The sequence below is a fragment of the Arthrobacter sp. 05L421 genome (genome assembly GCF_056397785.1).
Genome location: NZ_JBFTOC010000002.1, coordinates 1 through 26479, shown reverse-complemented (window position 1 = coordinate 26479; position 26479 = coordinate 1). Strand labels below are relative to the sequence as shown.

Below are 26479 nucleotides of genomic sequence, written 5' to 3'. Positions count from 1 at the left end.
GCCGAAACTGGCCGGCGTCCGCAAAGCGCTCGGCCCGGGCCCGGGAGTCCCGGACCCGGGCCGGCGTCCCGGCTGCCGCTAGGCGGCGAGGAGTTCGTCGAGAGTGCGCCGTGCGGCATCCCGGAGGGACTGCAGCTGCGGTCCGGCGCCGAGGATGTCCCGGCTCGAGGTGCCCAGAACCTGGGAATAAGCCGCGCCGAAAGTGCGGCGCAGGTCCGCCGCCGTTGCGCCCTGCGCACCCAGGCCGGGGGCCAGGATGGGCCCGCGGACCGCCGCCAGGTCCAGATCGAGTGCGGTGAGAGCTGAGCCCACCGTGGCGCCGACCACCAGGCCCACCGAACCGAGGGGGCCGTCGTAGCGGCGGTTCTCCGCCGCGGCCGCTTCCGTGATCCGCCGCGCGACGGAGTCCGCTCCGCCGACGTGCTGGACGGAGGCGCCCTCCGGGTTCGAGGTCAGCGCGAGGACGAACACGCCGCGACCGGTCTCGGCCGCCAGGTCCAGGGCGGGCCGGAGCGACTCAAAGCCCAGGTACGGGCTCAGCGTGACCGAATCCGCCGCCAGGGCCGAGCCGTCCCGCAGCCACGCGTCGGCGTACGCGGCCATGGTGGAGCCGATGTCGCCGCGTTTGGCGTCCGCGATGCTCAGCACGGAGTGTTCCGCAGCCCCGGCCAGGGTCCGTTCGAGCACGGCGATTCCCGCCGAGCCGTGCCGCTCGTACAGCGCTACCTGCGGCTTCACCGCGGCAGCGAGGGAGCCCACGGCCTCCAGGACGGTCAGCGAGAAGCGTTCCAGCCCGGCGGCGTCGTCAGTCAGCCCCCAGCGCTGCAGCAGCGCCGGGTGCGGGTCGATGCCGACGCACAGCGGGCCGCGCTCCGCCATGGCCCGCCCCAGCCGGGAGCCGAACGACTCCCGGCCGGGCGTTCGCGGAGTGGATGCCTCAGGCATCCTGCAGGGCCTTCAGGTTCGCGGCGTGCTCCTGCAGGCTCGTGACGGACCATTCGTAGGTGCGCAGCGCCTCGATGGCCTGGACGGCGGCATTGAACTCGGCCACCGTGGTGATGCACGGGATGCCGATCGACGTTGCGGCGGCACGCAGTTCGTAGCCGTCGCTGCGGGCCTCGCCACCGGAGGGGGTGTTGAAGACCATGTCGATCTCGCCGGCGATGATGAGGTCGGCGATGGTGCCTTCGCCTTCGGCGCTGGAGCCCTCGGCGACCTTCCGGACCGGGGTGGCCTGGATGCCGTTGCGGCGCAGGACGTCGGCCGTGCCGCCGGTGGAGACGATCTCGAAGCCGAGGTCCGAGAGCCGCTTGACGCCCATGATGACCGAGCGCTTGTCCCGGTTCGCGACCGAGACGAAGATCTTGCCCTCGGTGGGCAGCGCGTTGTTGGCGGCCGCCTGGCTCTTGGCGAAGGCCGTGTCGAAGTGCTTGTCGATGCCCATAACCTCACCGGTGGAGCGCATTTCCGGGCCGAGCAGGGAGTCGACCACCTTGCCCTCGGGGGTGCGGAAGCGGCTGAACGGCAGCACGGCTTCCTTGACCGAGACCGGTGCGTCCAGCGGCAAGGAGGAGCCGTCGCCGGTCTCCGGCAGCATCTTGTACGCGCTGCGGAGCTGGTTGATGGTGACGCCGGTGCCGATCAGGGCTGCCGCCTTCGCCATCTGGACGCCGGTGGCCTTGGAGACGAACGGCACGGTCCGTGAGGCGCGCGGGTTGGCTTCGAGGACGTAGAGCACGTCGGAGGCCAGGGCGAACTGAATGTTGATCAGGCCGCGGACGCCCACGCCCTCGGCGATCGCCAGGGTGGCGGTCCGGACCCGTTCCAGGACGTTGCTGCCCAGGGTGATGGGCGGCAGCACGCAAGCCGAGTCGCCGGAGTGGATGCCGGCCTCCTCGATGTGCTCCATGATGCCGCCGAGGTACATCTCCGTGCCGTCGTAGAGAGCGTCGACGTCGATCTCGACGGCGTCCTCGAGGAAGCGGTCGATCAACACCGGGTGGTCCGGGGTGATTTCGGTGGCGTTGGCGATGTAGCGGGAGAGGTTGGGCTCGTCGTAGACGATCTCCATGCCGCGGCCGCCGAGGACGTAGGACGGGCGGACCAGGACCGGGTAGCCGATCTCGTCGGCGATCTTCTTGGCGTCCTCGAAGGACACGGCGGTGCCGTTCTTCGGCGAGACGAGTCCGGCCTTGTCGAGCACGCGGGAGAAGGCGCCCCGGTGTTCGGCGAGGTCGATCGCCTCCGGGGAGGTGCCAAGGATCGGCACGCCGGCGTCGGCGAGCTGCTGGGCCAGTTTCAGCGGGGTCTGGCCGCCGAGCTGGACGAAGACGCCCATGACGCCGCCGGTGCGCTCCTCGGCCGCGATGACCTCGAGCACGTCCTCCAGGGTCAGCGGCTCGAAGTAGAGCCGGGTGGAGACGTCGTAGTCCGTGGAGACCGTTTCCGGGTTGCAGTTGACCATCACGGTCTCGTAGCCGGCCCTGCGCAGCGCCATCGAGGCGTGGACGCAGGAGTAGTCGAACTCGATGCCCTGGCCGATCCGGTTGGGGCCGGACCCGAGGATGATGATGGACGGCTTGGCGTGCAGCGCGACCTCGTCCTCCTCGTCATAGGAGGAGTAGTGGTACGGGGTGTAGGCGGCGAACTCGGCCGCGCAGGTGTCCACGGTCTTGTAGACGGGACGGATGCCGAGGGCCTGCCGGACGCCGCGGACGACGTCCTCGGAGTTGTGGGTCAGGGCACCGATTTGCTCGTCGGAGAAGCCGTGGCGCTTGGCGCGTGTCAGCATCTCCGGAGTCAGCGCGGCGGCCTGCCGGATTTCGAGGGAGATTTCGTTCAGCAGCTGGAGCTGGTCCAGGTACCAGGGATCGATCTTGGTGGCTTCGAAGAGCTGTTCCACGGTGGCGCCGCCGAGCAGGGCGCGCTGGACCTGGTGCAGGCGGTCGGTGGTGGGACGCTTGGACTTCTCGATCAGCTCGGCGACTTCCCATTCCGGGACGTGGCTGAAGTCCAGCTGGGAGCCCTTCTGCTCCAGGGAGCGCAGGGCCTTCTGCAGCGCCTCGGTGAAGTTCCTGCCCATGGCCATCGCCTCGCCCACCGATTTCATGGTGGTGGTCAAGGTGGGGTCCGCCGCCGGGAACTTCTCGAAGGCGAAGCGCGGGACCTTCACCACCACGTAGTCCAGGGTCGGTTCGAAGGACGCCGGGGTCTTCTGGGTGATGTCGTTCGGGATCTCGTCCAGGGTGTAGCCGAGGGACAGCTTGGTGGCGATCTTGGCGATCGCGAAGCCGGTGGCCTTCGAGGCGAGGGCGGAGGAGCGGGAGACGCGCGGGTTCATTTCGATCACGACGACGCGGCCGGTGTCCGGCTCGACGGCGAACTGGATGTTGCAGCCGCCGGTGTCGACGCCGACTTCTCGGATGACGGCGATGGAGATGTCACGCAGCCGCTGGTATTCGCGGTCCGTGAGAGTCAGGGCCGGGGCGACGGTGATCGAGTCGCCGGTGTGCACGCCGACCGGGTCGAAGTTCTCGATGGAGCAGACCACAACGACGTTGTCGTTCTTGTCCCGCATCATCTCGAGCTCGTATTCCTTCCAGCCGAGGATGCTCTCTTCGAGCAGGACCTCGGACGTGGGGCTGTACTGCAGCCCCTGGCCGACGATCCGGCGGAGGTCTGCCTCGTCGTAGGCCAGCCCGGAGCCGAGGCCGCCCATGGTGAAGGAGGGCCGGACGACCATCGGGTAACCGAGGTCTTCGGCTGCCGCGAGGGCCACGTCAATGGTGTGGATGATGTGGCTGCGGGCCGATTCGGCGCCGCAGCGCTCCACGACGCCCTTGAACTTCTCGCGGTCCTCGCCGAGCTCGATCGCGGCAATGTTGGCGCCGATCAGCTCGACGTTGTACTTCTCCAGGACGCCGTTCTTGTCCAACGCGATGGCCGTGTTGAGCGCCGTCTGGCCGCCCAGGGTTGGCAGCAGCGCGTCGGGGCGCTCCTTGGCGATGATCTTCTCGACCACTTCGGGGGTGATCGGCTCGATGTAGGTGGCGTCCGCGAACTCGGGGTCCGTCATGATGGTGGCCGGGTTGGAGTTGACGAGGATGACCCGCAGGCCTTCCTCCTTGAGGACGCGTAGTGCCTGGGTGCCGGAGTAGTCGAATTCGGCTGCCTGGCCGATCACGATCGGGCCGGACCCGATGACCATGACGCTCTTGAGGTCAGTTCTCTTGGGCATTACTTCTTATCCTCAGTCTTGGAATCGGTGGCAGTCTGTGTGCCTGTCTCTGTCTTTGAAGAAGCGTCCGCCATCAGTTCGATGAAGCGGTCGAAGAGGTAGGCGGCGTCGTGCGGCCCGGCGGCCGCTTCGGGGTGGTACTGCACGGAGAAGGCAGGGATGTCGAGGCAGGCGAGTCCTTCGACGACGTCGTCGTTGAGGCTCACGTGGCTGACCTCGACGCGGCCGAAGCGTTCCTCGGGGGCCTGCGTGGCGCCGTTGAGCGGAGCGTCGACGGCGAACCCGTGGTTCTGCGAGGTGATTTCGACCTTGCCGGTGCGGCGGTCCATTACGGGCTGGTTGATGCCGCGGTGGCCGTAGCGCAGCTTGTAGGTCCCGAACCCGAGGGCCCGGCCCAGGATCTGGTTGCCGAAGCAGATCCCGAAGTACGGGATCTTCTCGTCGAGCACGGAGCGCAGCAGCGTGACCTGGTTGTCCGCGGTGGCGGGGTCGCCGGGGCCGTTGGACATGAAGAAGCCGTCGGGGTTGACCGCCTGGACGTCGGCGAGGGTCGCCGTGGCGGGCAGCACGTGCACCCGGACACCGCGCTCGGCGAAGCGGACAGGGGTCATGCGTTTGATGCCCAAGTCGATGGCGGCGATGTTGAACCGCGGCTCGCCGTCCCAGCCGAAGTCCTTGGGCTCCACGGTGTACGCGGCGTCCACGCTGACTTCCTCGGCGAGCCGTGAGCCTTCCATCGGCGCGCTGGCCAGGACGGCGTCGACGAGTTCCTTGTCCGTGGCGCGGGCGGCGTCGCCCGAAAAGATGCCGGCGCGCATGGTCTTGTGTTCGCGCAGGTGCCGGGTGATGGCGCGGGTGTCGACGCCCTGGATCCCGACGATCCCCTGCTCAACGAGCTCATCGTCCAGGGACCGTTCGGAACGCCAGTTGGAGGGCCGGCGCGCGGCGTCGCGGACGATGTAGCCGGCTACCCAGATGCGGCGGGACTCGGCGTCGTCGGTGTTGACGCCTGTGTTGCCGATGTGCGGCGCGGTCTGGACCACGAGCTGGCGTGCGTAGGAGGGGTCTGTGATGGTCTCCTGGTAGCCGGTCATGCCGGTCGCGAAGACCGCCTCGCCGAGCGCCGTTCCGGTGGCGCCGTAGCTGGTGCCGCGGAAAATCCGGCCGTCCTCGAGCACGAGGACTGCGGGGGTGGATGCCGCTGCAGCGGGCGTTGCTGTCACTGTTTCTTCCGTCACTGCTGTTTCTGACACTGCTTCTTCTGACACTTCGTTGGCTTCCGTCACGTCGTTACTTTCCACTATCGGCTTCTGCCTGAGGGGCTGCGGAGATCAAATCTTGGAGGGTGGTGAGGAGGACGTTCTTGTCCTCGGCACGGCGGGTCCGGTAACCGGTGTCCAGCTCGTGGGAACCGAGCATCCAGCTCAGCACCAGCAGGCCGTCCTTCTCGACGAACTTTCCGGCCATGCCGCTTTCCTGCCGCACACCGGTGAGGCGTGGGGCCGGGATGAACACCGGGCCGGCGCCCGCGCGCTCAAACAAAACGCCTTCGGGGTGCACGCTGAGCGTGGCGTTGGTGCGGATGCCCAGATTGTGCACGGCGATCCGGTCCAGCCAGTCGCCGGCGGTGGTGGACGCGACGTACTGGCCGTCGGCCGCGGCCAGCGGGGCGCCGAGCTCGGCGGGAACCTCGGGGAGGGGCTCGACGTCGGACTGGCGGCGCAGGCGGTTGCGCCAGCCGACCGCGATGAGGACAAGCGCGACACCGGTCAGGACCAGCGTGAAGAGCAGGGAAAGGTCCTTGACCGTCATGGGCGGCGGCCCGCCGGTCCGGCGTCGACAGCGTCGGCCGGCCACCGGTACGGGGTGTTGAGTTTTCCGTCGAGAACGGTCGGGTGGCCCTTGAAGAACGTCGCCATCACCTTCCCGGGCAGTTCCCGGCCGGCAAACGGAGAGTTACGGCCCATGGTTGCCATCTTAGAAGGGTCCACCGTCCAGCGCGCAGCCGGGTCCACGAGTGTGACGTTGGCTGGCTCTCCGGCCTCGAGCGGGCGGCCCTGGTCCTGGACCCGGCCGATGGCGGCCGGCGCCGTGGAAGTCACGCGGGCGAAGTCTTCCCAGCCCATCAGGCCGGATTCGATCATGGTGTGCTGCACCACGGAGAGCGCGGTTTCCAGCCCGGTCATGCCCATGGCAGCCTGCGCCCACTCGCATTCCTTGTGTTCGCTGGGGTGCGGGGCGTGGTCGGTGCCGACGACGTCGATCGTGCCGTCGGCCAAGGCGGCGCGGAGGGCCTGGACATCGGCGTCGGTGCGCAGCGGCGGGTTGACCTTGTAGACGGGGTCGTAGCTGCGGGCGAGCTCATCCGTGAGCCAGAGGTGGTGCGGGGTGACCTCGGCCGTGACGTTGACGCCGCGGGACTTGGCCCAGCGGATGATTTCCACGGACCCGGCCGTGGAGACATGGCACACGTGCAGGCGGGAGCCGACATGCTGGGCCAGCAGCACGTCCCGGGCGATGATGCTTTCTTCGGCGACGGCCGGCCAGCCGGCCAGGCCCAGGACGGCGGAGACCTCGCCCTCGTTCATCTGGGCGCCGGCGGTGAGGCGGGGTTCCTGCGCGTGCTGGGCCACGACGCCGTCGAACGCCTTGACGTATTCGAGGGCGCGGCGCATCAGCACGGGATCGTGCACGCAGATGCCGTCGTCGGAGAAGACCCGGACGTGGGCGCGGGAGTCGGCCATGGCGCCGAGTTCGGCGAGCTGCTCCCCCGCGAGCCCCACGGTGACGGCTCCCACCGGGCGGACGTCCACCCAGCCGGCGGTCCGGCCAAGGGTGAGGACTTGTTCGACGACGCCGGCGGTGTCCGCCACCGGGGTGCTGTTGGCCATCGCGTGGACGGCCGTATAGCCGCCGAGGGCGGCGGCGCGGGTGCCGGTTTCGACGGTTTCGGCGTCCTCGCGGCCGGGTTCGCGCAGGTGAGTGTGGATGTCCACCATGCCCGGGAGCGCGACGAGGCCGGCGGCGTCAATTACTGTGGCACCCCTCACCCCGGCACCGTCGGCGTCCAACTGCCCGCGGGCGGCGATCACGCCGTCCCGGATCAGGAGGTCCTCGGCTGCTCCGCCCAGGATCGAGGCGCCCCGGATGAGGTAGGCGCCGCTGTTGACTGCGTGCTGTTGCTGTTCGGCCATCAGTGGATCTCCTGGTGGGAATAAGTGATGTTCGGAGTGGCGGCGTTGGCCGCGGATGCAGGCGCGGCCGCAGAGGCCCTAACCGCTGCCGGGGCCGGTTCGCGGTGTTCGCCGGACAGCAGCAGGTACAGTGCCGCCATGCGGATGGAGACACCGTTGCGGACCTGCGCCAGCACGGTGGAGCGGGGCGAGTCGGCTGCGGCCGCGGAGATTTCCAGGCCGCGGTTCATCGGACCCGGGTGCATGATGATGGTGTCCTTGAGCCCGAGGCTGTCGAGGGCCCGGAGCCGGTTGTCGTCGAAGCCCCAGCGGCGCGAGTACTCGCGGGTGGTCGGGAAGAAGGATGCATTCATCCGTTCGCCCTGGACCCGGAGCATCATCATGGCGTCCACGCCCTGCGCGAGGGTCTCGTCAAGGTCGAAGCTAACGGCGCAGGGCCACTTTTCGACGCCGATGGGCAGCAAGGTGGGCGGTGCGACGAGGGTGACTTCGGCGCCGAGGGTGCGCAGCAGCCAGACGTTGGAGCGCGCCACCCGGGAGTGGAGCACGTCGCCGGCGATGGCGACGCGCATGCCTCTGAGGTCGGCCCCGGCCGACGGCGTGCCGGCCAGCTTCGACCAGTGCCGGCGCATGGTGAACGCGTCCAGCAGCGCCTGGGTGGGATGTTCGTGGGTGCCGTCGCCGGCGTTGATGACGGCGGCGTCGATCCAGTCGGTCGCGGCGAGCCGGTGCGGGGCGCCGGAGGCCCAGTGCCGGATGACCACGGCGTCGGCGCCCATCGCGGCGAGCGTCTGGGCGGTGTCCTTGAGTGACTCGCCCTTGGAGACGGAGGAGCCTTTCGCGGCGAAGTTGATGACGTCGGCGGAGAGCCGCTTGGCGGCGGCCTCGAAGGAGATCCGGGTGCGGGTGGAGTCCTCGAAGAACAGGTTGACCACGGTGCGTCCGCGCAGGGCGGGGAGCTTTTTGACCTCGCGCTCCCCCACTGCCGCCATCTCCTCGGCGGTGTCCAGGATGCGGATGGCGTCCTGCAGGCTCAAGTCTTGGGTGGAGAGCAGGTGCCTCATGCGGTGGCCTCGATGACCACTTCATTGACGGGTGTGCCGTCGGGGGCGCCGTCCACGGTGTCGGTTTCCTCGAGGCGGACGCGGACCTTCTCGGACGAGGACGTGGGCAGGTTCTTGCCGACGTGGTCCGCGCGGATGGGCAGTTCCCGGTGGCCACGGTCGATCAGCACGGCGAGGCGGACAATCCGCGGGCGGCCGAGGTCGATGATGGCATCGAGGGCTGCGCGGATGGTGCGCCCGGAGTAGAGGACGTCGTCGATCAACACAACAACTTTGTTGTCGATCCCGGTGCGCGGGAGCTGAGTGGGGTACGGCGGCCTGGTGGGTTGGTGCGAGAGGTCATCGCGGAACATGGTGACGTCGAGCTGGCCGACAATCGCGGAGGCGTCCACGGTGGGGTCGGCGGCGGCTATTTTGGCGGCGAGGCGGACGGCGAGGGGATAGCCCCGGCGCGGGATGCCCAGCAGGACGAGGTCCTGGGAGCCCTTGTTGGCCTCGAGAATTTCGTGGGCGATACGAGTGAGGGCGCGGTCGATGTCAGCCTGGTTGAGGACAACCCGGGTGAGCATCACCTTTGCCGGACCCGGTGCTGAAGGCACAGAAGTCAAAGCTCGTCTCCCCTTTCCCCGCCTCACGGGACGGAATTAAAAAAGGATTATTTGCTCTTTCAAATTACCACAGCGGGGCTGACTGTCCGCCGCCGCAGGAATGCGTTTAACCTCACACGGACATAGGCTCGACTCCATGACGACGAACGAGCCACGGCCCCGGCAGGACTACCTTGGCGCCTCCGGCCAGCGGCCGCTGCCCCAGCAGGCCAACCCGACGTGGCTGGGACATGTCCGGCCGGCGTATTACCAGCGGGCCCCGGCCAACCCCCGTGGCCAATTCGAGCCGGCGTTCCAGCCCGCGGTTCCTCCGGCGGTTCCGGGCGGCCGCCGTTCCGCCGGCGTCGCTGGCCTGGTGCTGGCCGGCGGATTCCTCGCCTTCATCAGCCTCTTCCTGGTCCTGCCCTTCCTCCTGGGCAGGACCGGAATCTCCGGCTTTGTCATTGGCTTCATCGCCTCCCTGATTCCGCTGGGGACCGTGCTGTTGACTGTGCGCTTCATCGACCGCTGGGAACCTGAGCCCAAGCCGCTGTTGCTTTTCGCCTTTGTCTGGGGCGCTGCCGTCTCCATCGCGGTCACCATGCTGATCCAGCCATACTTTTCGCTGGTGGCGGGGCCGGCCTCGGGGCTGGACTACACGACCTTCGCCGTGACGGTCCAAGCACCGGTGGTGGAGGAATTCGCTAAGTCCCTGGGGCTGCTGATGCTCCTGATCTTCGCCCCGAGACACTTCAACGGGCCGGTGGACGGTGTGGTGTTCGCCTTCACCATCGCGGCCGGCTTCGCGTTCACCGAGAACATCCTCTACTTCGGCCGTGCCATTGCCGAATCCAGCGACCCCGGCACGGACCTCGCCATGGTGTTCTTCCTCCGCGGCGTACTGTCCCCCTTCGCCCACGCCATCTTCACGGGAACCACCGGCCTGATCATGGGCCTCGCCGTGCGCCGCGGGCACACCGGGCTGGGCGTGCTGGCGTTCGCCGTCGGCCTCGTCCCCGCGATGCTGCTGCACAGCGGCTGGAACAGCATGGGCCAGGACTTCCTGGCCCAGTACGTGCTGGTGCAGGTGCCCATTTTCCTGTTGGCGGCCCTGGTCATCGTGCTGCTGCGCGTTGCGGAGCGCAGGCTCACCCGCCAGCGGCTCAAGGAATACGAGGCCGCGGGCTGGTTCACCGCGGCTGAGGTGGAAATGCTGGCCACCGCCGCGGGCCGCCGTTCCGCACTGCGCTGGGCCAAGTCCGTCGGGCGGGACGCACAGATGAAGGCCTTGATCGATGCAGCCACCCAGCTTGCCTTGACCCGGCAACGGATCCTCACCGGCCGGGACGTGCCGGCGTGCCAACGCGATGAACAGCACCGGCTCGCCGAGATCGCCGCGCTCCGGACCGCCGTCGTCGGCTAACGAAAGAACCCCGCCCAGACTGTCCTGGACGGGGTTCTTTCGTGGTGCCTGGCCTGATTGCCTTGAGGACCTAAGCCAGCAGCGAAGGCTTCAGCTGCTGCAGCCGGCCCAGCAGGCCGTTGATGAACGACGGCGACTCGTCCGTGGAGAGCGTCTTGGCCAAAGCCACAGCCTCGCTGACTGCCACGCCGTCCGGGACGTCGTCGTTGTAGAGCAGTTCCCAGGTGCCGATCCGCAGGATGATGCGGTCCACGGAGGGCATGCGCTCCAGGGTCCAGCCCTGCGAATAGGTCTCGAGGAATTCGTCGATGGCCGCCTGGTGCGACACCACGCCTTCGACAATTTCGAGGGTGTACGGGTTGACGATCTGGTCTGTCTGCTCGCGGCGGGACTTCAGCACGTCGAACGCCGAGGCAGAGCGTTGCTCGGCCTCGAAAAGCACATCGAGAGCCCGGTTCCGGGCCTTACCGCGCGCACTCACTAGTCGTTGACCCGGCCGAGGTAGCTGCCGTCGCGGGTGTCGACCTTGACCTTGGTGTTGTTCTCGACGAACAGCGGCACCTGGATCTCGTACCCGGTTTCGAGGGTGGCGGGCTTGGTGCCGGCCGAGGAGCGGTCGCCCTGCAGGCCCGGCTCGGTGTAGGTGATCTCGAGGACGACGCTGGGGGGCAGCTCGATGTAGAGCGGGTTGCCCTCGTGGATGGCGATGTTGACCATCTGGTTCTCGAGCATGAAGTTGGTGGCGTCGCCGACGGTGGCGGCGGAAACGGTGAGCTGGTCGAAATCCGAGGTGTCCATGAAGACGTAGTCGGCGCCGTCCTGGTACAGGTACTGGTAGTCGCGGCGGTCCACCGTGGCGGTCTCAATCTTCAGTCCGGCGTTGAAGGTCTTGTCGACCACCTTGCCGGACATCACGTTGCGCATCTTGGTGCGCACGAACGCGCCACCCTTGCCGGGCTTGACGTGCTGGAACTCGATGATGTTCCAAAGCTGGCCCTCAAGCTTAAGGACGGTTCCGTTCTTGATGTCGTTAGTGGTTGCCACAGTATCCTCTTAGTTTCTCTCTGGTTCCATCGGGCCGGTGCTATCGGCCAGACGTTCTATGCCGGGCCGGCATGCCAAGCGGCCCGCCAGCGCGTATTTGTCAAAAATCCAAGATCTATTCTACCGGTTCGCGCGGACAGCTGGCTGACGGGGGCTCAGGACTGCTGTTCCAGCACTTCCCGCGCGCGCTGCAGCGCCACTGCCGAGGCGTAGATCAGAGCTGCGTCGGCGTGCCCGGCCACCCGCAGGTCCAGCGCCTTGGCGAAGGATTCGACGGCGGCGCCAACGTTCCCGCCGGCGAAGTAGGACCTGCCGAGGTGCTGGCGGACGGCCGCCTCCTCCAATGTCCCTTGGGTCTCGGCGAGGAGCTGGCGGAACACTTCGACCGCCCGGTCGAACCGGTTCGAAACCCGGAGCACGTCCGCCTCGAAGATCCGGAGCCGGAGCGAGCCGGGGTCCTTGTAGCGGGCCTCGGCCAGGAGCTCGGCGGCCTCGGCAGCGCGCCCTTCGACGAGCCGGACGAGGATCAGGTCCCCCGGGTCTGCAGAGGCCGCCAACGCCTCGGCCAGGACCTCGTCGTTGACGATCTGGGGCATCAGGGTCTGCGGGTTGATCCGGATCCCGGCAAGTCCCGCGTCCGGCCACTCGCTGGTGCCGCCCTTGACCATGTGCATCAGGAGGCAATCTCCTGGTAGGCGGCAAACAGCAGTGACGTGTCCGGGACGTCGAGGATGCCGGGCCGGCCGACGCCGTCGAGCACCACGAACCGCAGCAGGTCACCGCGGGACTTCTTGTCCCGGCGCATGCCGTCAAGGAGGGCCTGCCAGCGGTCGCGGCGGTAGGTGATGGGAAGCCCGAGGCTTTCGAGGATACTGCGGTGCCTGTCGGCGTCGGCGTCGCTGAGCCGGCCCACGCTGCGGGCGAGTTCGGCCGCGAACATCATGCCCACGGAGACGGCGGCACCGTGGCGCCACGAGTAGCGCTCGGCGAGTTCGATCGCGTGGCCCAGGGTGTGGCCGTAGTTCAGGATCTCACGCTGGCCGGTTTCCTTCAGGTCCTCGGAGACCACCCGGGCCTTGACGGTGATGGCCCGTTCGATCAGTTCCCGCAGCAGGTCCGAGCGGGGATCGATGACCGCTGACGGGTCCTTTTCGATCAGGTCCAGGATGGCGGGGTCTGCGATGAAGCCGCATTTGATGACCTCGGCCATGCCGGAGATGATTTCGTTCTTCGGCAGCGTCTCCAGCGTGTCAAGGTCCGCGAGGACACCGGCGGGCGGGTGGAAAGCGCCCACGAGGTTCTTGCCCTCGGCGGTGTTGATGCCGGTCTTGCCGCCGACCGAGGCGTCCACCATGCCCAGCAGGCTCGTGGGCATGTGGATGACCTTGACGCCGCGCAGCCAGGTCGCGGCGACAAAGCCGGCCAGATCCGTCACGGCGCCACCGCCGACGGCGACGACGGCGTCGGAGCGGGTGAAGTCGTTTTGACCCAGCACCTGCCAGCAGAAGGAGGCGACCTCGATGTGCTTGCCCTCTTCGGCGTCGGGGATTTCTGCTGTCAGCGCGGTGAAGCCGGCGGCGGCCAGCTCTTCCCGGACGGTGTCCCCGGTCAGTCGGAGCGCCCGGGGGTGGATGACCAGGACCCGTTTGACGCGCTCGCCCAGCAGGCCGGGCAGGCTTGCCAGGAGGCCGCGGCCCACTACGACGTCGTAGTTCTCACCCGGCGTTTGTCCGGTGACTTTGATGACGGTTGATTCGTTGCTCACTATTCAACTTCCTTTGTCGCCGCCGGAGTGGGCACGGCCGCGGTCTTCGCGGCGGCGTGCTCCCCCAGCGCATCTTCCAGCCGGTGGGCCAGCTCCGGAACGCTGCCGCTGCGGACATCGAGGATCAGGTCGGCGAGCCGTTCGTAGACCGGCTGCCGGGTGGCGAACAAGGTCCGCCACCGGCCCATGGCGTCGCCGGCCAGGAGCGGCCGGCCCGAATTTCTGGCAATGCGTTCCGCCACAGTCTCGGCGTCGCATTCGAGATACACAACGGTACAGCGGCCCAGGAGCTGCTGGGTACCGGAGTCAAGGACAGCCCCGCCGCCGAGCGAAATGACGGTGGAGTTCCCCTGCGCTTCTTCGATGGCCTGCGCCACGGCCCGGGCCTCGAGCTCACGGAAGGCGTGCTCGCCCCGGCTGGCGAAGATCTCGGCGATCGTCCCGTGCTGGGCCACCACGAGCGCGTCGGTGTCCACGAACTCGCAGCCCAGGTGCTGCGCGAGCTGGTGCCCGATCGCCGACTTGCCCACGGCCATCGGTCCGATCAGGACCACCGGGCCGGAGTGCCTTGCCGCGGCGGAGCGCCTGTCGGTGTTCCCGGCCGGCACTAGTGGCCGATCGAGTCCAGGGACGCCGGAATGCTGTCCAGGTAACCCTTGATGTTGCGGGCGGTCTCCCGCACGGAGTCACCGCCGAATTTTTCGGTGACCGCTTCGGCGATTACGAGGGCCACCATGGCCTCGGCCACGACGCCGGCGGCCGGGACGGCACAGACGTCGGAGCGCTGGTGGTGGGCCTTGGCGGCCTCCCCCGTGCTGACGTCGACCGTCTTGAGCGCGCGGGGCACGGTGGCGATCGGCTTCATGGCGGCACGGACGCGCAGGACATCGCCAATGCTCATGCCGCCCTCGATCCCGCCTGCACGGTTGGACGTGCGGATGATCTTGCCGTCCGCGTCCTTGACGATCTCGTCGTGGGCGGCCGAGCCGCGGCGCGCCGCCGTACGGAAGCCGTCGCCGACCTCAACGCCCTTGATGGCCTGGATGCCCATCAGGGCCGCGGCCAGGCGCGAGTCGAGGCGCCGGTCCCAGTGGACGTAGCTGCCCAGTCCCGGCGGGAGCCCGTAGACAAGCACTTCCACGACGCCGCCGAGGGTCTCACCTTCCTTGTGCGCGACGTCGACCTCGGCCACCATGGCGTCCGAGGTTTCGCGGTCGAAGCAACGCAGCGGATCGGCGTCCAGGGCGATCACGTTGCCCGGGACCGGCAGCGGCCGGCCTTCCGGTACGGCAACGCTGGCGATGGACACGGTGTGGGAGACGAGTTCGATCCCGAGCTGCTTGAGGAACGCTGCGGCGACCGTGCCGAGCGCCACCCTCGTGGCCGTTTCGCGGGCGCTGGCGCGCTCGAGGACCGGGCGGGCCTCGTCGAAGCCGTATTTCTGCATGCCGGTGAAGTCAGCGTGGCCAGGCCGCGGCCGCGTCAGAGGCGCGTTCCGGGCCTGGTCGGCCAGGATTTCCGGCTCGACAGGATCGGAAGACATGATCTGTTCCCACTTGGGCCATTCGGTGTTGCCGACCTGGATCGCGACAGGGCCGCCCTGGGTCAGGCCGTGGCGGACTCCGCCGAGGATCGTGACCTCGTCCTGCTCGAATTTCATCCGGGCGCCGCGGCCATAACCGAGCCGCCGTCGGGCCAGGGCCTCGCTGATGTGGGCGCTGGTGAGCTCCACACCGGCGGGCACGCCTTCAATTATTCCGACCAGTGCCGGACCATGGGATTCTCCGGCAGTCAACCAACGCAACATACAATCCATCCTGCCATGTCGGGCGGTTAGAACACCCGTCGGGGTGCCCCCACTGCGTCACACATCACATCTATGACTCCGGCCGGGAGACCCTCGCCCAGTCCGGTGAAATGCCGCACCTGCTCCACGGCCTGGTAGATGAGCATTTCAAGTCCCGGGACCACCGTGCCGCCGGCTTCCTGCCAGACCGCCGCGATCCGGCTGGGCCACGGATCATAGGCGACGTCCAAAAGCACGCCCGGGGCGCCTGTCGGTTTCGCCGCCAGCGCGTCTGCCAGTTCCGCGGAAAGTCCGTCCGCCGCGCGGGGCGGCAGCGTGGAGATGACGACGTCGGCCGCGGCGACGGCGGCGGCCGCACCGGCAAGGGGAAGCACCTGGACGGGGACTCCCAAGGCGGCGGACGCCGCGCGGGCCTCGCCGGCGCGGCTGGGATCGCGCACGAATACGTCGGCGGACGGTGCCCCCAGTTCCTTGAGCGCCGCGATGGCTGCGGCGGCCGTTCCGCCGCCACCAAGTATTACGGCGGTGGGTGCCGGGGCGGCGCCCGCGTGCCGGAGTGCGTTGACGATCCCGGCGACGTCGGTGTTGTAAGCGACCAACTGGGTTTGGTCGGCACTGCCGGCGTCGGGTTCGAACGCCACGGTGTTGACCACGCCGAGTGCGCGCCCGACGCCCCGGACTTCGTCCACTTCCGCCACCATGGCCGATTTGAGCGGCATGGTGACCGAGAGGCCGCGCCAGGAACCGTCAGCGCGCGCCTCGTCCCTGACCTGCCGCATGAAATCCGGCAATGCGGACTCCGTCACGTCAATGGCGGAGTAGGAGATGTCCAGGCCCAGATAGGCGTAGGCGGCACGGTGCAGCGCCGGCGACTTCGAATGGCTGATGGGATGCCCAAGGACGGCCGCCCGCAGCGTCATACGCAGCGTCCCGGGTTGGCGGCGCACCAGGCGTTGTACTGCTCCACGTAACCGTTGTGTTCGGCCAACGTCTTGGAGAACTTGGTCTCCTTGGTGTCCAGGTTGATGGTGACCCAGTAGAGGTAGCTGTTGGACTTGGGCTTGGCGGCGGCGTCGATGGCCGTCTTGCCGGGAGAGCCGATGGGCCCGGCAGGCAGTCCCTGGTTGGCGTAGGTGTTGTACGGATTCGACTTGTCAGCCTTCTGGGCCTCGTCGATGTGGAAGCTGCGGATGCCCAGGCCATAGGTGACCGTGGCATCGGACTGGATCAGCCCGTTCGTCTCGGTGTTGTTCGGCTTGAGGCGGTTGTAGATGGCGCCGGCAACATCACCGTATTCAGCCTGGCCGCCTTCGGCCTGCACGATGCTCGCTACCGTCACGACGTCGTACTGTTTCGCGGAATCGGTGACGCCCTGGGCCTTGAGTTCATCCAAGGTGTTGCCGACGAGCTTCTGCAGAATGTCCTTGGCAGAGGAGCCCAACGGGAAGCGGTACTCCCCCGGCGCCAGGTAGCCTTCGAGGTTCTTGGCTTTCTTCGGGACGCCAAACTGCGCGGGCGCATCGCTGAGCGCCTTCAAATCGGCCACCGGAATCCCGGTGCCCTCCGAAATCGCCTGCAGGGATTCGCTGATCCGCAACCCGGCGCTGAGCGCAAAGTACATGACCTTGCCCTGGCCCTCGTTGAGCAGGACAGAGACGGCATCGGAGTTCTTCATTTCCTGGCGCATCGAGAAAGTGCCGGGGTTCAGGGCACCGCCGGAAGCGGTGAACTCCTTCAAGAAAGTGTCCGCGTTCGCCACCACCTTCTGCGATTCCAGCTCGGTGGCCACGGACCTCGGCCCGGCACCGGGAGCGACCGTGATGGTCACGTTGCCGGTCCCGGGGCCGGGGTAATCGGCCATTTTGTCCCCGCCCAGAAGGGGCTTGAGGAACTGCGCGCCGACAACGACTGCGACGACGAAAACTGTCAAGGACAGCACCAGGGCCAGGAAGCGGCGCCGGCGGCGGACCTTCTTGGACGAAACCTTGTTGTAGCGGACCGCTCCGGCCATCAGCTCGTGGCCGGACTCGCCGTGGTACTCGGCCTCCGGATGGGCCGGGGCATCGTGATCGACGGAATCGTCGTAAACATCGTGGGCCTCATCATGTTGTCCCACATCGTGTTGTCCCATCTCATGGGGCGGCAGCGCGTAACCGTCATGAGGTCCGGTGCCGGGGGCAGCCCCGCCATGGCGGGCTTCGTAGCCCTGCTGGCCGGCCGTTGCGTAGACGGCGTCCTCGTGGCCGGCGACGTTATAGCCGGGGTCGTCGTGGCTGGGCTCTTCACGGACGGGGATCATCTGGGTGAAGTCTTCGCGAACGGGCTTCACGTCAACCGGAACGTCCTGAACCGGCTCTTCGTGCACAGGTTCGGGGCGCACGGGCTCGTCCTGAACCGGCTCTTCGTGCACGGGTTCTGGGTGGACTGGTTCGTCGTGGACTGGTTCTGGGTGGACTGGTTCGTCGTGCGCGGCTTCTGTGTGCACGGGCTCTTCGTGTACGGCGTCTTCGTGCACGGTCGGTGCCGCGTCGGGCAGTTCCGGGGCGGCCTGCGGCAGTTCGCGCTCCGGCGCCGGCGTGGGAACGTCTTGTCCCGTCTCAAAAGCCTGCGGCGGGATCACGCTGTGTCCCTGCGTCGCCAGAAGCTTTTCCCGGGCCCGGATCTCTTTACGCGTCAGCGGTCGGCCGGCACCACTAAGGGCGTCACCGGAGGAGTCATCACTGTTGACCGGGCTCACTGTAGCCTTCCATTGTCTGAAGAGTGCGTCTGTACTGCCGGGCCGGTCTGTGCGCCGCCTCCGGTCGGCCCCGGCGCAGACTCCGCGTACACGCGGTTTCCGACCTCCGTTCCCCTGGCCTTTTGCATATCAATCGCATGTTGCAGAATACCTGCCGCCGCAACCTGATCAACAACTGTACGGTGATTTCTGCTGCTCATGCCAGCTTCATGCAGGTTGCGGTGGGCGGTCACGGTGCTGAGCCGCTCGTCAACAAGCCGCACAGGTACGTCGGATCCGGCGCCCTGCAGGGCCCGGGCAAGCAGCTGTGCATACTCTGTGGCCATCCTGGCCGAGGCGTGCTCTTCGCCCTTCATGGTGCGCGGCAGTCCCACGAAAATCTCCACGGCGTCCAGCTCAGCGGCCAGGGCGGCCAGGATGCGCACGTCGGTGTTCTTTTTCACGTTCCGCTGCAGCGTGCGCAGCGGGGTCGCGAGAATTCCGTCGCGGTCGCAGACGGCCACGCCCACGCGGACGGTGCCGACGTCCACCCCGAGCTTCACACCCCGGGGATAGACGCCGGCCACAGCAGCTTCAGACACGTAGGATCCGCTATCGCCGGGTAATGGCGTCCACGACGGCGCTGAGGGCAGCGCCGACCTTGGCGGCGTCCGTGCCGCCGCCCTGGGCGACGTCGTCCTTGCCGCCACCGCCGCCGCCGAGGATGCCCGCGGCGAGGCGCACCAGGGCACCGGCCTTGACTCCGGCCGCCCGGGCGGCTTCGTTGGTGGCGATCAGGATGACGGGACGGTCGTTGCTGACGCCGGCCACCGCGACTGCGGCGGGCTCGGAACCGAGACGCGTCCGCAGGTCCAGGGCCAGGCCGCGAAGGTCGTCCGCGCCGCTGACCTGGCCGGCGTCGTGTGCGATGACCTTGACGCCGGCGGCGTCCTTGGCGGTGCCAACCAGCTGGCCAGCGGCGGCCGTGAGCTGCTCCCTGCGCAGCCGCTCGAGTTCCTTTTCGGCCGTCTTGAGCTTGGTCAGCGTGCTGGAAATCCGGTCCGCGAGCAGCCCGGAGGGAACCTTCAGCATCTCCGTGAGCTCAGTGACCAGGGCCCGTTCGGCGGCCAGGTGCCGGAAGGCGTCCATGCCCACGAAGGCTTCGACACGGCGGTTTCCCGAGCCGACGGACTGCTCTCCGAGCAGGGACAGGCTGCCGATCAGGGAGGTGTTCTCGACGTGGGTGCCGCCGCAGAGTTCGCGGGACCAGGCGCCGTCGATTTCCACGACCCGGACCTCGTTGCCGTAGTTCTCGCCGAACAGCGCCATGGCGCCGAGAGCCTTGGCCTCGGCGAGGCCCATGATCTTGGTTTCCACCCGGAAGTTGTTGCGGATGGCGATGTTGGAGACTTCCTCGATCTCGGACCGGGTGGCGGCGCTCAGGCCCTCGCCCCAGGCGAAGTCGAAGCGCAGGTAGCCGGCCTTGTTGAAGGAGCCGCGCTGCAGGGCCTCCGGGCCCAGGATCTGGTGCAGGGCCGCGTGCACGATGTGGGTGCCCGTGTGGGCCTGCTCGGCGGCGTGGCGGCGTTCCCGATCCACGGCGGCCTGAACCAGCGAGTCGGACCCGATTTCGCCTTCGCGGACAATCGCCTTGTGCACGCTGAGGCCCTTGACGGGGCGCTGAACGTCCAGGACCTCGACCACGAAGCCGTCACCGGTGATCAGCCCGGTGTCGGCCGCCTGGCCGCCGGCCTCGGCGTAGAACGGCGTCTCGGCCAGGACGAGTTCGATTTCGTCGCCCGTGGAGGCCTGGGCGACCTTCCGGCCGCCGGCCAGGATCCCGCGGACCTTGGACTCGCCCTGGAGCTCGGTGTAGCCGGTGAAGACGGTCTCGCCCGCGGACAGCAGTTCCTGGAACGCGCTGAGATCGGCGTGCGAGCCCTTCTTGCCCTTGGCATCGGCCTGGGCGCGCTGGCGCTGTTCGAGCATGAGCTTGCGGAACTCGGGCTCGTCGACTTTCAGCCCGGCTTCCTCGGCCATTTCCAGGGTGAGGTCGATCGGGAAGCCGTAGGTGTCATGCAGGGCAAAGGCGTCGGCGCCGGAGAGCGGCTGGTTGGCGGCCTTGGACTCCTTGACGGCGTCCTCGAGCCGGGCGGTGCCCGACGCGATGGTGCGCAGGAAGGCCTTCTCCTCGGCGTAGGCAATCCGGCTGATGCGCTCGAAGTCGGTCTCCACGATCGGGTAGACGCCCTTCATGGCGTCCCGCGAGGCCGGCAGCAGCTCGGGCAGGCAGGCCTTTTCGACGCCGAGCAGGCGCATGGAACGCACGGCGCGGCGGATCAGGCGGCGCAGCACATAGCCCCGGCCCTCGTTGGAGGGGGTGACGCCGTCGGCGATCAGCATGAGGGCGGAGCGGATGTGGTCGGCAACCACGCGCATGCGGACGTCGTCGGTGTGGTGCGGGTCCTCGGCGGACTCAGCGGAGGTGTACTCCCGGCCGGAGAGCGCCGCGGCGCGGTCGATCACGGGACGGACCTGGTCGGTTTCATACATGTTCTCGACGTCCTGGAGAATCATCGCGAGGCGCTCCATGCCGAGGCCCGTGTCGATGTTCTTCATGGGCAGCTCGCCGGTGATGTCGAAATCCACCTTGGAGCGGACGTTGTCGATCTGGTACTGCATGAACACGAGGTTCCAGATCTCGACGTAGCGGTTTTCGTCGGCGATGGGGCCGCCCTCGACGCCGTAGGACGGGCCGCGGTCGTAGTAGATCTCCGAGCAGGGACCGGCCGGGCCCGGCTGGCCGGTGGACCAGTAGTTGTCGGACTTGCCCATCCGCTGGATCCGTTCGGCCGGCATGCCGGTGTTCTTCAGCCACAGCTGCTCGGCCTCGTCGTCCTCTTCGTAGACGGTCACCCACAGCAGCTCCGGCGGCAGTCCGTACCCGCCGTCGTCCACGCTGCTGGTGAGGAGCTCCCACGCAAACTTGATGGCGTCTTCCTTGAAGTAGTCGCCAAAGGAGAAGTTGCCGCACATCTGGAAGAAGGTGCCGTGGCGTGCGGTCTTGCCCACTTCCTCGATGTCACCAGTCCGGATGCACTTCTGCACGCTGGTGGCCCGCTTGAAGGGGGCCTCCTCACGGGCCGTCAGGTACGGGATGAACGGGACCATGCCGGCCACGGTGAACAGCAGGGAGGGGTCGCTGGAGACCAGGGAGGCGGAGGGCACAGCGGTGTGCCCCTTGCTGACAAAAAAGTCGATCCAGCGCTTGGTGATCTCCTGCGACTTCATGAGCTGATTTCTTACCCTTCAATATTCACTGCGTTATGTGGCCCGCGTCTTTGCTGCGCGGGACAAGCTGAGATGGCGCTGATCCGGGCCCCGTCAATCCGGGACTCCTTTGGGAGGTGCCGACGTGCCGGCACGCCCTTAACGGGCACCGTACTTACTAATTCTCTCCCGGCTAGCGCCGGACCGCATCCCGGCGGGCAACGGCGCCGCCTGCAGCGATATCCGAGGCCGTGTCGATGCCGAGGGCGGAGCGGAGTTCGGCTTCCCGCTCTCCCATGCCTTCGCGGACGGCGTCGGCGAAGTCGTACAGGCCGTCCGCCAGCCGTCCCACGGCACGGTTGAGCCCCTGGGGACCAAGGGCGGACTGGGCCTCGGTGACCTTGCGGAAGGCAATGACGCCGATCGCGACGCCGATTCCCATCCAGATAATTCTGTTCATGTCAGGTTCTCCTGGAGGGCTTAGCGGCTGCGCCGGCCGGTGGCGGGCTTTTTGCGGGTGGAGAAGGCGGAGCGCACGCCGTAGCTGAACGCGGCCACCTTGATCAGCGGTGAGCCGACAGTAGCGGCCATGAGCGAGGACAGCGCCGAGATGTTGGCGGAGGCATCCGAGACGTTGGAGGAGATACCGTCGACCTTCTTCAGCTGCTCATTGGTGGTGGTCACCGTGGCGGTGACTTCGTCCATGAGCGGGGTGGCGCCGTCGCTGATGGACCGGATGGATGTCCGCACTTCGTCGAACACTCCCCCGAGTTTCAGGATCGGCACGGCGAGCAGCAGGACCAGCAGTGCGAACACCCCTGCCGCGATCAGGCCGGCAATATCGCCACCAGACATAGACACTCATCTCCTTGAACTGCAGTGGATAACTGCTCGTTGCGTCGGGTTCGACGGATTTTGCCGGCAGTTTAAACCGGCGGTCGGAACCGGCTCCCGGGGAACTCCCCCAAGTACCTTACATACAAAGAAGCCCGCGGCGCTTGCCACGGGCTTCTTTGTAGGTGTTGCCTTTGAAACTAGCGTGCGTAGAATTCCACGACGAGCTGCTCTTCGCAGGTCACGGGGATCTCGGAACGCTTGGGGCGGCGCACCAGGCGGGCCTGCAGGGCGTCAAGCTTGACGTCCAGGTAGGCCGGAACGATCGGCAGGACGTCGCGGTGAGCGCCGGCTGCTGCAACCTGGAACGGAGGCATGGTCTCGCTGCGGCTGTGGACGTGAACCAGCTGGCCCTCGCCGACGCGGAAAGACGGGCGGTCAACGCGAATGCCGTCAACGAGGATGTGGCGGTGCACAACCAGCTGGCGGGCCTGGGCGATGGTGCGGGCGAAGCCGGCACGCAGCACGAGGGCGTCGAGACGCATTTCGAGCAGTTCGATCAGGTTTTCACCGGTCAGACCCTTGGTGCGACGTGCTTCTTCGAAGGCACGGGTCATCTGGGCTTCGCGGATGCCGTACTGGGCGCGCAGACGCTGCTTTTCGCGCAGACGTACGGCGTAGTCGGAGTCCTGCTTCTTGCGGGCACGGCCATGCTCACCGGGGCCGTACGGGCGGCGCTCCATGTATTTGGCGGCCTTGGGGGTCAGAGCGATGCCGAGTGCACGCGAAAGGCGTGCGGTACGGCGAGCACGAGTGTTGTTAGCCACTTGTGTCCTTCCAATATCTGCGGTGTGTCAGTGTTACTGGCCTCCACGATGGAGAGCATCGGCCAACCGCTGCCTTTTGCTACTGGGCACAGGGCAACCCTCATCAAATGCGAAGTTTCGATGGATTGTGCGTCCGTGCCTTGCCAGACAACGAATCAGCCTACCATGAATGGGCCCATGGCCCGAAGCCAGTACCAAAGTCAGATCCGGGCGTGCACTCCCCGTGCACCGCTGCGCCCGAAGGACGCGGCACCCAGGAATTCCACCGCCACGAACGGTTTCGGTCCCACTACCCATTCGTCGTGGCCCGGCGGAATCGCATAGGTGTCGTTGGCGTGGATCGTGGAGCGCAGCCCTTCGGCCGTTTCGACTTCCATTTCTCCGGATATGCAAAAACCGAGATGGTGGTGCAGGCACACGTCGGTCTGCTCGTAGGGCCTGGTGTTCTCCGACCACCGCCAGCCTGGGCCCAGGATCAGTCGGGTCACCGAGTAGTCGTTCACTGTGCAGAGGTCGAATTCGGCCTTGTCCGGGCACCGCTTCTTATCGGGCACATCGAAGGACTTCACTGCCATGGCTGTAACGAAATTGATACTCATGGGACACTACCTGGGGACGGGGCGGGGACGTTTGCGCTGGATGATCTGGGAAGGAGCGAAGCCGACTGCCGTTCCGGGGTCCGGAGAGCGAGTGCCGGCGATGTGATCGCGCTGTCCCCTGCGCCGCACGGACGGTCAGCAGGTCAATGCTGACGTAATTCCACGTTAGACCTCTTGGCCCCTATGTCAACGGCGGATTCCGCGCTGCGTGCCGCTGCGGACCAGCCGCTGGTCAGGGGCCGTTCATTTGCCGCGGATGATCTTCCGAAGCCGTTCGAGGCGGGTGGCGATGTCGCGTTCGGCTCCGTTGGCTGTGGGCTCGTAGTAGTTGCGCCCGACGAGGTCGTCCGGCGGGTACTGCTGGGTGGCCACGGCATGCGGGGCGTCGTGGGCGTATTTGTAGCCCTTGCCATGACCCAACTGTTTTGATCCCGGGTAGTGGGCATCGCGCAGGTGGGCCGGGATGCCGTTTCCGAGCCCGGCGCGGACGTCCGCGATTGCCTGGTTGATCCCCATGTAGGCGGCGTTGGACTTTGGCGCGGTGGCCAGGTGCACCACGGCCTCAGCGAGGATGATTCGGCCTTCCGGCATGCCGATCAGCTGCACGGCCTGGGCCGCCGCGACGGCGGTCTGCAGTGCCGTCGGGTCTGCCATGCCGACGTCCTCGGCCGCGGAGATTACGATCCGGCGGGCCACGAACCGGGCGTCCTCACCGGCCTCCAGCATCCGGGCGAGATAGTGCAGGGCGGCGTCGACGTCGGAGCCCCGGATCGACTTGATGAACGCGCTGGCGACGTCGTAATGCTGGTCCCCGGCCCGGTCGTAGCGGACGGAGGCGACATCCAGGGCCCGCTCCGTGTGACGCAATTGGATCGTGACAGGCTCCGCCGTTCCCGCGCCGGCGGCTGTGTCGGTTTCCACTGCGTCGATGTCGTCCGCGTCTCCGAAGGCGACGCCAGCCGCGGCTTCAAGGGCCGTCAGGGCCCGGCGGGCGTCACCGCCGGAGAGCCGGACCAGGTGCGCCATTGCGTCGGCGCTGAGCTCGGCCTTGCCGTTCAGTCCGCGGACATCCGAAACGGCCCGCTGCAACAGGCCCTCGACGTCGGCGTCGGTGAGAGGTTTCAAGGTCAGCAACAGCGAGCGGGACAACAGCGGGGAAACGACGGAGAACGACGGGTTTTCCGTGGTGGCCGCCACCAGCACCACCCAGCGGTTCTCGACGCCGGGAAGCAGCGCGTCCTGCTGGGCCTTGTTGAAGCGGTGGATCTCGTCGAGGAAGAGGACGGTGGTGGTCTTATAGAGGTCGCGTGCGGTCAGCGCCTCATCCATCACGCGACGGACGTCCTTGACGCCGGCGGTGATGGCGGAGAGCTCGACGAATTTCCGGCCGGGGCCCTTGGCAATGACGTGGGCAAGGGTGGTCTTGCCGGTGCCGGGAGGGCCCCAGAGAATCACCGAGCTCGGCCCGGCGGGGCCGGTCGCGTCGGAGCCTGCAGCCAGCTGGCGCAGCGGGGAGCCCTGGCCCAGCAGGTGCTGCTGGCCCACCACGTCATCGAGGGTGCGCGGCCGCATCCGGACGGCGAGCGGGCTCCGCGGCGAGGCTGACCCGGCGCCTGACCGGATCTGGCCCCGGGCGTGGCCGGAGTCCTCGGCGCCGCCGTTGCCGTCTGCGCCGGGGTCGTCGCTTCCGTCGGCGTCGTCCCGCCCTGCGCCAAATAGATCATCCACATAGATAGGCTACTTCTAGTTCCTGCCCGCCCTGCCATCATCACTTCTCACCCCTGCAACGGAGAGCCTGCCATGTCCAGCCCCGAGACCCGAGTGGCCTTCGTCTCCGGCGACCGGCTGCCGGGCTGGGTGGACCGTTTCGCCGCGAGCCACGGCGACCTGGTGGTGGAGGAGCTCGACGCTGGCCTGCAGCTGCGCGCCCCGGATGGCGCCATGGCCGTGCTCCGGGCGCCCTGGCCCGTGGACGGCCGGCCCGGGAGCGGCCACGACGCCCTCTCCCGGCTGGCCTCCCTGGCCGGGCAGCCCCGGAGCGTCGGTGCCGTGCTGGTCCGGCGCGGCGGATATTCGGTGGCTGTGGTCAGCGCGGGCGCCGTGCTGGCGTCCAAGACTGGCACGCGCCACGTCCAGTCCCGGACGGCTGCCGGCGGGTGGTCCCAGCAGCGCTTCGCCCGGCGGCGAGCCAACCAGGCGGACGCCCTCGTGGAAGCTGTCGCCGAGCACGCTGGAAGGATCTTCGCAGAGCACCGGGTCGAATATTTGGCGCCGGGCGGCGACCGGACGCTGGCGGATCTGGTGCTCGCCGAGCCGGTGCTAAAACGCTACGCCGGCCTGACCCGGCTCGCGTTTCTGGACGTCCCGGATCCACGTGCCGCGGTCCTTAAGAAAGCCGCCGCGGAGCTGTGCTCGGTGCGGATCCTAGTGACCGATCCGCCGGTGTAGGGCGCCAAACACAACGGCGACAACGCTACGTGTTACGGGCGGTACAGCAGCCAGCTTACGGGCGGTGCAGCAGCCAGCTTACGGGCGGTGCAGCAGCCAGCTTACGGGCGGTGCAGCAGCCAGCCGCAAGAATCTGCTCAGGTATCTCAGGCTGCTTGGGATATCCGCGCTGGAACGGCCCGCTACCAGCCGATCAGGCAGATTGGAACTGGAAGCTTTCCGGGTAGGGGTCGTCGAGGGGTTCTGGCCAGCCGGGATCGTCCGTGTCCGCGGCGGGCAGTGGGTGCGCGGCTGTGAATTGGTGCCAGTCCGGGAAGGGGTCCGGGGGCAGTTCCGGTTCGGGATCCGGGCCGGAATCCTGATAGGTTTCCGGGCCCGTTTCCGACTCGGGGTGCCCGGTGTGCGCCGGCAGCGGTTGAGGTCCGGGATCCGCGGGCAGGCCGTGGTCCGGTCCGGTGTCTGTTTCTGTGTCCGTGCTGAGGATGTGGTCGGGCCATTCGGGTGGTTCCCAGTCCTGGTGTTCGCTGGGGTAGTGCCGTCCGGACGGTGAGGTCCAGCCCGGCGGGCTGTCCTTGCTGGCCCCGGCCGGTGTCCAGGCGGAGCCGTGTTTGAGGCGGTGGTGTTTGGGGCAGGGCTGGCCGAGGTTGGAGATGCCGGTGGTGCC

At 67.6% G+C, this 26479-nt stretch carries 24 protein-coding genes and 1 pseudogene; 2 read left to right on the top strand and 23 right to left on the bottom strand.

Going from position 1 to position 26479, the window contains the following annotated elements; translation table 11 throughout:
• Positions 1–78: 78 nt before the first annotated feature.
• Genes pyrF through pyrR form a run of 7 tightly spaced genes read right to left on the bottom strand, consistent with a single transcriptional unit; the run spans position 79 to position 9103 of the window.
• On the bottom strand, positions 79–945 hold the full coding sequence (gene pyrF, locus AC1DKQ_RS03060) for an orotidine-5'-phosphate decarboxylase (protein ID WP_476918190.1): 867 nt from the start codon (positions 943–945) through the stop codon (positions 79–81).
• Entirely contained in the window at positions 938–4237 is a 3300-nt protein-coding gene (gene carB, locus AC1DKQ_RS03055) for a carbamoyl-phosphate synthase large subunit (protein WP_476918189.1), read from the bottom strand. Before carB ends, pyrF begins: the two co-directional genes overlap by 8 nt.
• Positions 4237–5490 (bottom strand): glutamine-hydrolyzing carbamoyl-phosphate synthase small subunit, encoded by a 1254-nt coding sequence (gene carA / locus AC1DKQ_RS03050; protein ID WP_476918188.1) that lies wholly within the window; start codon positions 5488–5490, stop codon positions 4237–4239. Before carA ends, carB begins: the two co-directional genes overlap by 1 nt.
• Before the next feature lie 37 nt (positions 5491–5527).
• Positions 5528–6049, bottom strand: a complete 522-nt coding sequence (locus AC1DKQ_RS03045; protein WP_476918187.1) for a PH-like domain-containing protein — start codon at positions 6047–6049, stop codon at positions 5528–5530.
• Positions 6046–7431 carry a dihydroorotase gene (locus tag AC1DKQ_RS03040; RefSeq protein WP_476884691.1) on the bottom strand — a complete coding sequence of 462 codons (1386 nt, stop codon included), beginning with the start codon at positions 7429–7431 and terminating at the stop codon, positions 6046–6048. The genes AC1DKQ_RS03045 and AC1DKQ_RS03040 overlap by 4 nt, the downstream gene beginning before the upstream one ends.
• The gene (locus AC1DKQ_RS03035) at positions 7431–8495 is read right to left on the bottom strand and encodes an aspartate carbamoyltransferase catalytic subunit (RefSeq protein ID WP_476884692.1); all 1065 of its coding nucleotides are present in this window, start codon (positions 8493–8495) and stop codon (positions 7431–7433) included. The genes AC1DKQ_RS03040 and AC1DKQ_RS03035 overlap by 1 nt, the downstream gene beginning before the upstream one ends.
• Positions 8492–9103, bottom strand: coding sequence for a bifunctional pyr operon transcriptional regulator/uracil phosphoribosyltransferase PyrR (pyrR, locus tag AC1DKQ_RS03030; protein WP_476918186.1), 612 nt, complete (start codon positions 9101–9103; stop codon positions 8492–8494). The genes AC1DKQ_RS03035 and pyrR overlap by 4 nt, the downstream gene beginning before the upstream one ends.
• Before the next feature lie 136 nt (positions 9104–9239).
• Here pyrR and AC1DKQ_RS03025 point away from each other — a divergent pair, with 136 nt between their 5' ends.
• Positions 9240–10505, top strand: a complete 1266-nt coding sequence (locus AC1DKQ_RS03025; protein ID WP_476918185.1) for a PrsW family intramembrane metalloprotease — start codon at positions 9240–9242, stop codon at positions 10503–10505.
• Between the two features lie 70 nt (positions 10506–10575).
• On the opposite strand, the gene nusB is transcribed toward AC1DKQ_RS03025, so the two are convergent.
• The 15 genes from nusB to AC1DKQ_RS02950 all read right to left on the bottom strand — a co-directional run bounded on the left by nusB (position 10576) and on the right by AC1DKQ_RS02950 (position 25095).
• Entirely contained in the window at positions 10576–10986 is a 411-nt protein-coding gene (gene nusB, locus AC1DKQ_RS03020; protein WP_091251831.1) for a transcription antitermination factor NusB, read from the bottom strand.
• Positions 10986–11549: an elongation factor P gene (gene efp, locus AC1DKQ_RS03015; RefSeq protein ID WP_476884696.1), complete on the bottom strand. Its 564-nt coding sequence runs from the start codon at positions 11547–11549 to the stop codon at positions 10986–10988. The genes nusB and efp overlap by 1 nt, the downstream gene beginning before the upstream one ends.
• Before the next feature lie 155 nt (positions 11550–11704).
• Complete coding sequence (locus AC1DKQ_RS03010) at positions 11705–12223, bottom strand: tetratricopeptide repeat protein (RefSeq protein WP_476918184.1); 519 nt, start codon at positions 12221–12223, stop codon at positions 11705–11707.
• Positions 12223–13314, bottom strand: a complete 1092-nt coding sequence (aroB, locus tag AC1DKQ_RS03005; protein WP_476884698.1) for a 3-dehydroquinate synthase — start codon at positions 13312–13314, stop codon at positions 12223–12225. Before aroB ends, AC1DKQ_RS03010 begins: the two co-directional genes overlap by 1 nt.
• Positions 13314–13922: a shikimate kinase gene (locus tag AC1DKQ_RS03000; protein WP_476918183.1), complete on the bottom strand. Its 609-nt coding sequence runs from the start codon at positions 13920–13922 to the stop codon at positions 13314–13316. Before AC1DKQ_RS03000 ends, aroB begins: the two co-directional genes overlap by 1 nt.
• Entirely contained in the window at positions 13922–15121 is a 1200-nt protein-coding gene (gene aroC, locus AC1DKQ_RS02995; RefSeq protein ID WP_476918182.1) for a chorismate synthase, read from the bottom strand. Before aroC ends, AC1DKQ_RS03000 begins: the two co-directional genes overlap by 1 nt.
• 26 nt (positions 15122–15147) lie before the next feature.
• Positions 15148–16041, bottom strand: a complete 894-nt coding sequence (locus AC1DKQ_RS02990) for a shikimate dehydrogenase (protein ID WP_476918181.1) — start codon at positions 16039–16041, stop codon at positions 15148–15150.
• The gene (gene mltG, locus AC1DKQ_RS02985) at positions 16038–17858 is read right to left on the bottom strand and encodes an endolytic transglycosylase MltG (RefSeq protein ID WP_476884701.1); all 1821 of its coding nucleotides are present in this window, start codon (positions 17856–17858) and stop codon (positions 16038–16040) included. The genes AC1DKQ_RS02990 and mltG overlap by 4 nt, the downstream gene beginning before the upstream one ends.
• Positions 17855–18439 (bottom strand): Holliday junction resolvase RuvX, encoded by a 585-nt coding sequence (gene ruvX, locus AC1DKQ_RS02980; protein ID WP_476918180.1) that lies wholly within the window; start codon positions 18437–18439, stop codon positions 17855–17857. The genes mltG and ruvX overlap by 4 nt, the downstream gene beginning before the upstream one ends.
• A 10-nt stretch (positions 18440–18449) precedes the next feature.
• Positions 18450–21128 carry an alanine--tRNA ligase gene (alaS, locus tag AC1DKQ_RS02975; protein WP_476884703.1) on the bottom strand — a complete coding sequence of 893 codons (2679 nt, stop codon included), beginning with the start codon at positions 21126–21128 and terminating at the stop codon, positions 18450–18452.
• A gap of 172 nt (positions 21129–21300) precedes the next feature.
• Positions 21301–21567 carry a DUF6167 family protein gene (locus AC1DKQ_RS02970; RefSeq protein ID WP_476884704.1) on the bottom strand — a complete coding sequence of 89 codons (267 nt, stop codon included), beginning with the start codon at positions 21565–21567 and terminating at the stop codon, positions 21301–21303.
• 20 nt (positions 21568–21587) lie between these two features.
• Positions 21588–21962 carry a DUF948 domain-containing protein gene (locus AC1DKQ_RS02965; RefSeq protein WP_377984720.1) on the bottom strand — a complete coding sequence of 125 codons (375 nt, stop codon included), beginning with the start codon at positions 21960–21962 and terminating at the stop codon, positions 21588–21590.
• 179 nt (positions 21963–22141) lie between these two features.
• Complete coding sequence (rpsD, locus tag AC1DKQ_RS02960) at positions 22142–22768, bottom strand: 30S ribosomal protein S4 (protein WP_018773157.1); 627 nt, start codon at positions 22766–22768, stop codon at positions 22142–22144.
• 200 nt (positions 22769–22968) lie between these two features.
• Complete coding sequence (locus tag AC1DKQ_RS02955; protein ID WP_476884706.1) at positions 22969–23367, bottom strand: cupin domain-containing protein; 399 nt, start codon at positions 23365–23367, stop codon at positions 22969–22971.
• Between the two features lie 243 nt (positions 23368–23610).
• Entirely contained in the window at positions 23611–25095 is a 1485-nt protein-coding gene (locus AC1DKQ_RS02950) for a replication-associated recombination protein A (protein WP_476918179.1), read from the bottom strand.
• A 72-nt stretch (positions 25096–25167) separates the two neighbouring features.
• On the opposite strand from AC1DKQ_RS02950, the gene AC1DKQ_RS02945 reads away from it, so the two are divergent.
• A complete protein-coding gene (locus AC1DKQ_RS02945; protein ID WP_476918178.1) occupies positions 25168–25815 on the top strand; it encodes an acVLRF1 family peptidyl-tRNA hydrolase in 648 nt (215 codons plus the stop codon).
• A 193-nt stretch (positions 25816–26008) separates the two neighbouring features.
• Here AC1DKQ_RS02945 and AC1DKQ_RS02940 read toward each other — a convergent pair.
• Positions 26009–26479 (bottom strand): annotated as a pseudogene (locus AC1DKQ_RS02940) (HNH endonuclease signature motif containing protein); the annotation flags it as partial.

Excerpts from the sequence above, each read along its gene's own strand:
- aroC (WP_476918182.1), bottom strand. The coding sequence starts at position 15,121 with ATGTTGCGTTGGTTGACTGCCGGAGAATCCCATGGTCCGGCACTGGTC.
- AC1DKQ_RS02965 (WP_377984720.1), bottom strand. The coding sequence starts at position 21,962 with ATGTCTGGTGGCGATATTGCCGGCCTGATCGCGGCAGGGGTGTTCGCA.
- AC1DKQ_RS03040 (WP_476884691.1), bottom strand. The coding sequence starts at position 7,431 with ATGGCCGAACAGCAACAGCACGCAGTCAACAGCGGCGCCTACCTCATC.
- AC1DKQ_RS03045 (WP_476918187.1), bottom strand. The coding sequence starts at position 6,049 with ATGACGGTCAAGGACCTTTCCCTGCTCTTCACGCTGGTCCTGACCGGT.
- pyrF (WP_476918190.1), bottom strand. The coding sequence starts at position 945 with ATGCCTGAGGCATCCACTCCGCGAACGCCCGGCCGGGAGTCGTTCGGC.
- AC1DKQ_RS02945 (WP_476918178.1), top strand. The coding sequence starts at position 25,168 with ATGTCCAGCCCCGAGACCCGAGTGGCCTTCGTCTCCGGCGACCGGCTG.
- AC1DKQ_RS03035 (WP_476884692.1), bottom strand. The coding sequence starts at position 8,495 with ATGAGGCACCTGCTCTCCACCCAAGACTTGAGCCTGCAGGACGCCATC.
- AC1DKQ_RS03010 (WP_476918184.1), bottom strand. The coding sequence starts at position 12,223 with ATGCACATGGTCAAGGGCGGCACCAGCGAGTGGCCGGACGCGGGACTT.
- AC1DKQ_RS02990 (WP_476918181.1), bottom strand. The coding sequence starts at position 16,041 with ATGACGCTGCGGGCGGCCGTCCTTGGGCATCCCATCAGCCATTCGAAG.
- AC1DKQ_RS02955 (WP_476884706.1), bottom strand. The coding sequence starts at position 23,367 with ATGAGTATCAATTTCGTTACAGCCATGGCAGTGAAGTCCTTCGATGTG.
- alaS (WP_476884703.1), bottom strand. The coding sequence starts at position 21,128 with ATGAAGTCGCAGGAGATCACCAAGCGCTGGATCGACTTTTTTGTCAGC.
- AC1DKQ_RS02970 (WP_476884704.1), bottom strand. The coding sequence starts at position 21,567 with ATGAACAGAATTATCTGGATGGGAATCGGCGTCGCGATCGGCGTCATT.
- carB (WP_476918189.1), bottom strand. The coding sequence starts at position 4,237 with ATGCCCAAGAGAACTGACCTCAAGAGCGTCATGGTCATCGGGTCCGGC.
- AC1DKQ_RS03025 (WP_476918185.1), top strand. The coding sequence starts at position 9,240 with ATGACGACGAACGAGCCACGGCCCCGGCAGGACTACCTTGGCGCCTCC.